Annotated in this window: 7 protein-coding genes; 4 read left to right on the forward strand and 3 right to left on the reverse strand. The window is 72.5% G+C overall.

From position 1 onward, the window contains the following. Nucleotides 1-30: 30 nt before the first annotated feature. Together QH290_RS21955 and QH290_RS21960 are read left to right on the forward strand one after the other, a co-directional pair. Nucleotides 31-1,197: a PPE domain-containing protein gene (locus QH290_RS21955; protein ID WP_280267735.1), complete on the forward strand. Its 1,167-nt coding sequence runs from the start codon at nt 31-33 to the stop codon at nt 1,195-1,197. Beyond that, complete coding sequence (locus QH290_RS21960; protein WP_280384843.1) at nt 1,194-2,030, forward strand: ESX secretion-associated protein EspG; 837 nt, start codon at nt 1,194-1,196, stop codon at nt 2,028-2,030. Before QH290_RS21955 ends, QH290_RS21960 begins: the two co-directional genes overlap by 4 nt. A gap of 24 nt (nt 2,031-2,054) precedes the next feature. Here QH290_RS21960 and QH290_RS21965 read toward each other — a convergent pair whose 3' ends face one another. The 3 genes from QH290_RS21965 to QH290_RS21975 are packed head-to-tail and all read right to left on the reverse strand — an operon-like array spanning nt 2,055 to nt 4,133. Beyond that, on the reverse strand, nt 2,055-2,747 hold the full coding sequence (locus QH290_RS21965; protein ID WP_280267733.1) for a histidine phosphatase family protein: 693 nt from the start codon (nt 2,745-2,747) through the stop codon (nt 2,055-2,057). Then, nucleotides 2,744-3,664 carry a prephenate dehydratase gene (pheA, locus tag QH290_RS21970; RefSeq protein ID WP_280267732.1) on the reverse strand — a complete coding sequence of 307 codons (921 nt, stop codon included), beginning with the start codon at nt 3,662-3,664 and terminating at the stop codon, nt 2,744-2,746. Before pheA ends, QH290_RS21965 begins: the two co-directional genes overlap by 4 nt. Nucleotides 3,665-3,674: 10 nt before the next feature. Then, nucleotides 3,675-4,133: a hypothetical protein gene (locus QH290_RS21975; RefSeq protein WP_280384844.1), complete on the reverse strand. Its 459-nt coding sequence runs from the start codon at nt 4,131-4,133 to the stop codon at nt 3,675-3,677. 100 nt (nt 4,134-4,233) lie between these two features. On the opposite strand from QH290_RS21975, the gene QH290_RS21980 reads away from it, so the two are divergent. Next, entirely contained in the window at nt 4,234-4,998 is a 765-nt protein-coding gene (locus QH290_RS21980; protein WP_280267730.1) for a DUF2470 domain-containing protein, read from the forward strand. A gap of 27 nt (nt 4,999-5,025) precedes the next feature. Then, nucleotides 5,026-5,820, forward strand: a complete 795-nt coding sequence (locus QH290_RS21985; RefSeq protein ID WP_280267729.1) for a CPBP family intramembrane glutamic endopeptidase — start codon at nt 5,026-5,028, stop codon at nt 5,818-5,820. Nucleotides 5,821-6,183: the final 363 nt, after the last annotated feature.

Here is a 6,183-nt window from a genome sequence, read left to right on the forward strand (position 1 = left end):
GCGACTCGGACATACAGGGGAGACAGAACGATGGTTGCAGGGATCACCGGAGCGATATGGGGGCTCCGACCCGCCGAAGTCAATTGCGCCACACTCCATTCCGGCGCGCACGCGGTGCCGATCGTCGCGGCCAGCACCGCCTGGGGCGGGTTGTCGGCGGCCTGGGCCGAGGCGAGTGCCACCGTCACGCGAGTGATGGCCGAGCTCGGCATCGGCATGGAGGGCATCAACGGTGTCGCGGCGCTGAGCAAGCTGACCGGCTTCCTCGGCTGGGCGGGCCAGCAGACCACCATGGCGGCCACCATGAGCGCCAAGACGGCGGCCAATGCCACGGCCTACGGCGTCGCCGCACTGGTGATGCCGAGCCCGCCGGAGATCGCGGCCACCAACGCCGCCGTGGCCGCCGCGCACACCCCGCCGGGGGTCGTCTCGGGCAGCTTCGCCGCGGCCGAGGCCGCGCGCGTCGCGATGGACACCCGAGCCGCCCTGGTGATGGAGACGTACGAGGCCGCCACCACCGCGCTGGTCACCACGCCGGGCGAGTTCCTGACCCCGCCGCCGGTCGCGGCCGGCGCCGGAACCGCCCAGGGCGGTGAATCCGCGACGATGCAGGCCACGCCGAGCGACCCGCTGCAGGCCACCATCGCCGCCGCACAGGGGCTCGCGAGCAACCCCTCCGTGGTGAGCGCCGCCACCCAGGCCGCGCAGTCGGCGGTGTCCATGGCCGGTACCGGCGTCACGACCGCCGGAAACGTCGCCGGTTCCGCGATCTCCGCGGCGTTCAACGGCAGCAGCGGCGTGCCGAGCTTCGCGGGTCCGATGATGGCGTCGGTCGGCGCGGTCGGCGGCACCGCCGCGGCCACCCGCGCGGTCTCGTTCTCCGGCGGCTCGGTCGGCATCGGCAACAACGCGGGTTCGCTCAAGCTCCCCGACGGGTGGGGTGCGGGCGCGATCGGCGGCGGCCCGGCCGCGGCCACCGCGTCCGCGGAGGCGACGGCCGCAAGCCAGGCCGGCGCACCTGCGGCCCGCGCGAACAACGCCACGGGTAATCCGTTGCTCGGCAACCAGGCTCGCGACGACGAGGACGAGGACGAGCGCACCGGCAACGACTACCTGCGCGGGGAGCACTTCGCCGAGGGCGGTGTCATCGCGCCCGGCGTCATCGGTGCCGATGCGTCCGCGGAGAGCACTAGGTGACGGTGCTCGGCGCTGATCACGGCCCGTCCATGCTGGAGGCGGTCGTGCTGTCGTTTCACGAGTTCCAGTTGCTGCAGGAGCGGCTGGAACTCACCGACATCCCGGTGGTGCTGAGCGCGAACCGGTACTACGAGAACAACGTCACCTACGCCGAGGCCATGTCCGCCGCGGCCGAATCGCTGACCGAGCGCGGCCTGCTGCACGGCGACGCGGTCGCGCCGGAGCTCGCGGATCGCATGCGGGCGCTGGAGCGGCCGCACTGGGCCCTGGAGATGCGCTGGATCGTCGGCGACGCGGTGAATCGGCTGTGCGTGGCCAAGGGCGAGGGCCTGGAGGTCGTCGCCCTGCGCGGGCCCGATTCCTTCGTCATCGACCAGTGCGGCCCCGACCTGCCGGGGACGGTGATCGCCGCGCTCGGCTCGCCCCCGGCACTCGAGCTGTACGGGATGAACGCCCCGACCGAGGAGCTCGCCCCGATCCTGGGCGACACCGGCGACACCGCCGCCACGGCGCGGCGCCTGGCACAGGTCGGCAAGCCGGACCAGGACGCCACCACGCTCGCCGCGGCGCTGGTCGAGATCCAGTCCGCCGCGGAGATCGTCGGCGTCATCTACGGCGACGGCAGCCGGGATTTCTCGCCCAACCACGTGGCGGTCTTCGACACCCGCAACGGCCGATTCCTCTCGACCACGAGCGTCTCCGACGACGACGTGAAGTGGTCGTCACTGAGCAGCGGCACCCCTGCACGACTGCGAGCCGCGCTCGAGAACCTGATCGAATCCCTGCCGCTGCGCGAGGATTTCCGGCCGAACCCGGGAGTCCTGGGCGGCTGATCCCGAGGACAGCCGCGCCGCGCCTTAGCCCATCGGGTCGTCGGCGGTGGGTTCGGCGTCGTATTCGAAGGGTGGGGTGTAGCGGCCCCAGCGCACGCACTCCCAGCCGAGGAACTCCTGCCGGTCGGCCGGACCGCCGTAGCGCGGCAGCAGCTCGATGGTCTCGGTGTTGTCCAGGTGGTTGTTGGTGGTGAACGGCGGCGCCACCCCGCCGATCGCGCGCGCCACCAGACGCATGGCGGCACCGTGGCTGACGAGCAGAATGTCGCCGGACCGGGCGGCGCCGGGCGGCAGGAACTCCCGGCGCAGCCGCTCCAACTCGGGCAGATACCGGTCGAGCACCTCCTGGCCGGTCTCGCCGCCGGGTATCCGCACCTGCAGTTCGCCCAGATGCCAGGAGTGGTAGACATCCTGGAACATCCGGTGCGCCGCATCGGAATTCGCGCCCTCCAGGTCCCCGACCTGAACCTCGTAGAGCCCGTCGACCACCTCGGCGGGCACGCCCGTCACCGATTCGATGTGACCGGCGGTCTGGCGCGCCCGCAGCGCCGCCGAGCAGAACAGCCGCCGCGGCGGCGCCGCGAGGCTCGCCGCGAACGATTTCGCCTGCGCCACACCGCGTTCGGTCAGCGGCAGGCCCGGGACGCGGGTATCGAGGACCTTCGCGACATTGCCCTCGGTTTCGCCGTGCCGCACCAGGACGAGCTTGTCGGTCACAGGTCCGCCACCCCCTTCTTCAGGTCTTCCAGCCAGGCCGCCGCGGGCTCGTCCGGCGGCGGCGTACTGCCGCTCGGCGAACTCGCGGGCCACGAACCCAGGAAGCGGATCCGCCCGGCCGTGCGATGCAGCGCCTTGAGCGCCTCGGCGACCGCGGTGTCGTCGATATGCCCGACGCAATCGAGATAGAAGCGATAGGTGCCCATCCCGGTGCGGGTGGGCCGCGATTCGATGCGGGTGAGATCGACTCCGCGCGTGGCGAATTCGGCGAACACCCGCATCAGCGCACCCGGTTCGTTGGCCAGTTCCAGGACCACCAGCGAGGTCCGATCGGCGCCCGTGCGCGGCGGCGCCACCCGCGGCCTGGTCACCAGCACGAACCGGGTGACCGCCTGGTCGTGGTCGGCCACGCCGGAGGCCAGCACCGCCAGCCCGAGCCGCTCACCGGCCAGCGCGGTGGATACCGCCGCCTCGGCGTGCCCGCTCACCACGTCCTCGGCGGCGGCGGCATTGGACGACGAGGTGTACAGCCGCGCCTGCGGCATGTGCCGCGACAACCACATCCGCACCTGCGCCGCGGCGACCGGATAGGCGGCGAGGGTCTGCACCTCGTCCAGCGCGACACCCGGCCGGGCCACGATCGTGAACGCCACATCCAGCTCGGTCTCGGCCACGATCTGCAGGCGCGGGCCGACGGCGAGCGCGTCGAGCGTGGGCGAGATCGAGCCCTCCACCGAACTCTCGATGGGCACCACCGCGCCGTCGACCTCGTCGGCCCGGATCAGCTCGAGCGCGGCGCCCTGACTGGGTGCGGGGACGCGTTCGACCGGTCCGTCGAAGACGTTCGCGGACTCGAGCTTGACAAGGGCCATCTCGGTGAAGGTTCCCGACGGCCCGAAATAGGCGATACGCGGCACGGATACGACACTACCGAGGAGTCGGGTGCGGGCTGGAAGTTTGCACGATGTCAGGGGTCAGGACCGCGAGGGCTTGCGCTACCTCGTCCGGCCGGTCGGACTCCACGGCCAGCAATACCTCGCGCAGCGCCTGCACCGCGGGCGGTTTCAGCCCGCGCAGGAAGTCGATATCCGGATCGCGCAACGCCGCGGCGATATCGTCGCCGCACAGTGCCGCGGCCGTCGCGGCGAGCAGCGCCAGCGCCCGCTCCCCCGACGCGGCACGGGCCACGAATCCGGTATCGGCATGTGCCGCACCGGCCAGGAAGGCCGCGACCTGCGAATCGGGTGCCGCGCCGTCGAGCACCGGCGCCTGCGGCGCCGCGGAGATCGCGCGGACCAGATCCTCCACCAGGCCGACGGACGGTTTCGGGGGCACGCCGAGCGGCACCAGGACCGGGTCGGCGGGGGGATTCGAATCGTGCGGCACGTTTCCACCGTAGCGATCGCAACGCTTGCGCAAGCCCTCATCGTCACTTAGCTTAGGTTTACCTAATTACAGCGCCGGGTTCGGACATCTGGAGGTATGCATGCCGCGCACGACCACGACCGCCGCACCGTCCACGGCCGAGCGGGTGCGCAATGCCTGCGCACACGCCGAACAGGCGGTGCTCGCCCTGCCCGGGGCCGACCCCGTGCCGACGACCGTGCACCATCTGCGCGCATGCGGTGACGTGGTGATCGCCGTGGCGTCGGATTCCCCGGCGGTGACGGCGGCGTGGGGTCCGCTCGGCTCCCCCGCCGTGCTGGAACTGACCGATATGGCACCGCTGCCGCTGCGCGAACCGGTGCGGGCGCTGGTGTGGCTGCGCGGCCGGGTACGCGCGGTCCCGGCGCACGCCCAGCGCCTGCTGGCGGGCGAGGTCGCCAAGGAGCACGCCCACCCGGCGCTGCTCGACGTCGGCCACACCACCACACTGCTGCGCCTGGTGATCGACTCCGCCGTGGTGGCCGACTCCAGCGGCGCCGCCTCGGCCTGCCAGGAGCAGTTGCGCACCGCCCAGGCCGACCCGTTCTGGGAGCTGGAGGCGGCGTGGCTGCAGCACATGGATGCCGACCACGCCGATGTCGTCGCCCAGCTGGCCCGCCACCTGCCCGTCCGGTTGCGCGGCGGCGCGGTGCACCCGCTGGCCATCGACCGCTACGGCGTGACCCTGCGCGTGGAGAGCCCCGACGACGGCGACCACGACGTCCGCCTGCCGTTCGACTCGCCAGTCGACGACGTCCAATCCCTGAGCCGCGCCGTGCGCATCCTCGCCGGCTGCCCCTTCCTCAACGGCATGCGCCGCATCTGAGGTCCGCCCGCACATAGATTGGCGGGCATGGTGTCTTGGGCCGATTCCGTACCCGCCCGGCGCGAGCCCGCGAGCGGGCGCGAACGCACGGCGATCCGGATCGAGATCGCGATAGTCCTGGTGGTCACGTTCGGGCTGAGCGGGGCCAATGCGGCGCTGTCGCTGCTCGAGAGCGCGCTGGCGCCCGGTGGCGTCGGCGGGCAGACGGTGGCGCTGAATCCGTCGCGGGCGGCGCAGTCGGCCATCGATCTGATGTTCCAGTTGCTCGGTGTGCTGCGGCTGCTGGGCTGGGGCGCGCTCGGCCTGTATCTGCTGTGGCGCAGCGGGATCGGGCCGCGGCTGATCGGGCTCGCGCGCATCCGCTGGCGCGGCGACGTGCTGCCGGGGCTGGTGCTGGCGGCGGTGATCGGCCTGCCCGGGCTGGGGCTGTACCTGGCGGCCCACGCGCTGGGATTCAGCGTGACCATCGTGCCGAGTTCGCTCGGCGACCACTGGTGGCGGCTGCCGGTGCTGGTGCTGTCGGCGCTGGCGAACGCCGTGGCCGAGGAGATTCTGGTGGTGGCCTATCTCATCACCCGGCTGCGGGCGCTGGGCTGGACGGAGAACCGGTCGCTGCTGGCGTCGGCCCTGCTGCGCGGCAGCTACCACCTGTACCAGGGTCTCGGCGGCGGCCTCGGCAATCTGGTGATGGGCCTGGTGTTCGGCAGGTTCTGGCAGCGCACCGACCGGCTGTGGCCGCTGGTGCTGGCGCACGCGGCCATCGACACCGTCGCCTACGTCGGCTACGCCCTGCTGCGCGGGCACGTGTCCTGGCTGCCGTGAACCGTCACAGTCGCGAACTCGAAACCGTGAGGATCGTCATCGACTCGAGATGAACCCGCGGGCCCGCCGGATCAGTAGCATCTCGGTGATGAACGGCGACGACCCCCAGCAGTACGCGCGGACGCGCCGGGTGCCCCCCCCCGGGCCCCGCCGTCCCCCCCCCCCCCCCCCGCCGCGGGACCCCCGCGGCGGGCAGCCCCCGGCCCCGCCCCCGCCCCCCCCGGCGCCCCGGCCACGGCCGGGATCGTCGGGCTGCTCATGAACACCGTGCCGCTGCGGGTGCGCCTGTCGCCCACCGAGACCGGGCTCGATCTGGCCGCCCGGATCCAGGCCGGGCGCGCGGTACTGATGGAGCACGACCAC

The organism is Nocardia wallacei, from assembly GCF_029869545.1.
In the GTDB taxonomy this organism is placed as follows: domain Bacteria; phylum Actinomycetota; class Actinomycetes; order Mycobacteriales; family Mycobacteriaceae; genus Nocardia; species Nocardia wallacei_A.

Excerpts from the sequence above, each read along its gene's own strand:
- QH290_RS21955 (WP_280267735.1), top strand. The coding sequence starts at position 31 with ATGGTTGCAGGGATCACCGGAGCGATATGGGGGCTCCGACCCGCCGAA.
- QH290_RS21980 (WP_280267730.1), top strand. The coding sequence starts at position 4,234 with ATGCCGCGCACGACCACGACCGCCGCACCGTCCACGGCCGAGCGGGTG.
- QH290_RS21985 (WP_280267729.1), top strand. The coding sequence starts at position 5,026 with ATGGTGTCTTGGGCCGATTCCGTACCCGCCCGGCGCGAGCCCGCGAGC.